This window comes from Aminobacter sp. P4_H6_2 (genome assembly GCF_056400805.1).
Map to the genome: position 1 here is coordinate 1 of NZ_JBFUKO010000778.1, position 2,241 is coordinate 2,241.

The 2,241-nt window shown below is 63.3% G+C and carries 2 protein-coding genes and 1 pseudogene; all 3 read right to left on the reverse strand.

The genetic code is table 11. The annotated features are described in order from the left end of the window. Positions 1-187: 187 nt before the first annotated feature. On the reverse strand, positions 188-1,042 hold the full coding sequence (locus AC1DUU_RS29985; RefSeq protein ID WP_476786956.1) for an inositol monophosphatase family protein: 855 nt from the start codon (positions 1,040-1,042) through the stop codon (positions 188-190). Next, positions 1,039-1,845 (reverse strand): HAD family hydrolase, encoded by an 807-nt coding sequence (locus AC1DUU_RS29990; protein ID WP_476786957.1) that lies wholly within the window; start codon positions 1,843-1,845, stop codon positions 1,039-1,041. The genes AC1DUU_RS29985 and AC1DUU_RS29990 overlap by 4 nt, the downstream gene beginning before the upstream one ends. Positions 1,846-1,924: 79 nt before the next feature. Beyond that, positions 1,925-2,241 (reverse strand): annotated as a pseudogene (locus AC1DUU_RS29995) (ABC transporter substrate-binding protein); the annotation flags it as partial.

A 2,241-nucleotide genomic window follows, 5' to 3' on the forward strand; every position in this document is an offset into this window, starting at 1 on the left:
AGGCCGGTTTGGATTGTCGCTTCGGTGGCCGTTGCGTGAACTGTCATTTAAATGCCGCCCGTGGGTCGTTGTTGATCTCAAATTGCACAGGTGTGCAAAATCGTCAACGCCTTAAGTTAAATAATGTTTCTGCATTTCAGCGAACCCGCTACATCCAGTGACTTCATGCGGATGCACACGCGTTCCATCATGCCGTATTCCGTGCGCGCTCCGCATCGCGGCCGTCGGAGATGCGTCGCGCCACCTGCATCAGCGTCGGATAGTCGCCCCCCTCGCCCAATGCCACGTAGCCCGGACACATGAAGTCGGGGATGTCCGCACTGACCTTGCCAAGCGTCAATGGATGGTAGCTGCCGCCCGCCTGCCTCAGGATGAGGATCGCTGCGACCACATCCCAGGGGTTGGTGCCGAAACCCGCAGCGGCATCGACCCAGCCGGCCGCGACGTGGCAGAGGCTGAGCGCGCCACTGCCCGGACGGCGCAACGTCGAAAATGTCTCGGCCAACTCGCCAAAATTTTCGAGCGCCTGTTCACGCCCGTCGAGGCGCAGGTCGCGCGCCACGGGATAACCCGTGATCAGCGTAGCATGGCGCTCGTCGGCGATGGCGCGCGAGCGCAGCGGCTCGCCATCGAGCCAGGCCCCTGTCAGGTCGGCGGAAAACAGCATCTCGGCGACCGGGTCGTAGACCGCGCCGGCGACGATCTCGTCGTCGATCACCGCCCCCACCGACACGCACCAGAAGGCAAAGCCGCGGGCGAAATTCGACGTGCCGTCGATCGGGTCGACATACCATTTCACCCGACCCTCGCCGCTGGCCCCGTCCTCCTCGCCGAGCACGGTTGAATCAGACACCTCGCGCAGGATGAAGTCGCGGATCGCCACTTCCGATTCCTTGTCGTGCTTGGTCACCACGTCGTGCAGGTCGACCTTGTAGTCGACGGCGATGTTGGAACGGAACGCCGCCAGCAGCGGCTCGCGCATCAGCTGCGACGCCTGCTCGGCGATCACCCGCAAGCGCTTGGACTCTTCGACGCTTGTCATGCTGCAATCCCGCGCGTGGCTTCTTGGAAGAGACCGAGCAGGCCAACCGGATCGGCAACGATCGCGTCCGGCTTGAGCTTCAACTCATAGGGCAGATCGTAGGTGCCCTTGGCCTCCATCAGGATGTTGCCGCCAATGCCGGCTCGCTTGCCGCACAAAACATCGCGGTCGAAATTGTCGCCGACATACCAGGCCTCGGACGGTTCGACGCCAAGCGCTCGCGTTGCCAGGAAAATCATCTCGGGGTTCGGCTTCCTGACCTTCACCTCGTCGCTATGGATCGCAACGGCAAAGCGGTCGGTCAGCCCATGCGCATCGAGGAAGTCGAGATGAACCCGGCCGCACAGCGCATTGGAGACGATGCCGCCCGGCACGCCGGCGGCGTCGGCAGCGTCGAGCAGATCGAGCATGCCGTGGCGCAGGACGCGTTCGCTCTTCCAGTTGCCCATCTTGCGACAGAGATCGTAGGCCTCAGCCACGACCACGTCGTGTGCACCCTTCGGCCAGTCGCCGGCGACGAAGTCGCCCCAGAACTCCTCGTGCCGCAATTCGCGCGGTGCGAAGGGCCGCGACATCGCATCTTTCCAATGCGAGTCGGCGATACCGGCAGCTTTGATGTCGTCGGTGATCTGGTCGACCGAAAGCTCTGGTGCCGCCACGCCGGCCCTGTCGAGCAGGCCACGAACATGCCCGGCCAGCTTAGCCTGCCAGCCCGGCAGATGCGCCGTCGACACGATGACGCCGCCGAAATCGAGCAGCAGCGCTTTGGGAGCCGCGAGTTTCCTCGCCGAAGTTCCGGTCATTCAAAAATCTCCATGTCGCCCGGTGGAAAAAAGTGGACGGAGCCGAAGGAGAAGGGCCCCGTCCCAGTCCACCGGAAAGCTATTTCTTGTAGGCGACGCGCCAGAGGTCCTGCCAATCCTGGCGCGCATCCCAATCTTCGAGCGCTGTCGAGGCGTCGTATTGCTGCAGCTTGTCGAGCACCTTGCCGATACCCGAGGGCTCGTCAGCGGGAAGACCGATGTCAGGGTTGGTCGGCAGCTTGCCATCCTTCACCTGCGGCGCGATGCCCTCTTCGGTCAGGATGTAGTGGATGAACAGCTTGGCAGCGTTCGGGCTCTTGGTTCCGGTGGCGATCAGCCCAAGCTTGACGTAGGTCCAGCCCGGCCAGGGATCGAGGCCCTGGCAAAGCCCGAGCT

Bases quoted from the DNA above. Each gene is read 5' to 3' on its own strand.
- AC1DUU_RS29985 (WP_476786956.1), bottom strand. From the start codon at position 1,042: ATGACAAGCGTCGAAGAGTCCAAGCGCTTGCGGGTGATCGCCGAGCAG.
- AC1DUU_RS29990 (WP_476786957.1), bottom strand. From the start codon at position 1,845: ATGACCGGAACTTCGGCGAGGAAACTCGCGGCTCCCAAAGCGCTGCTG.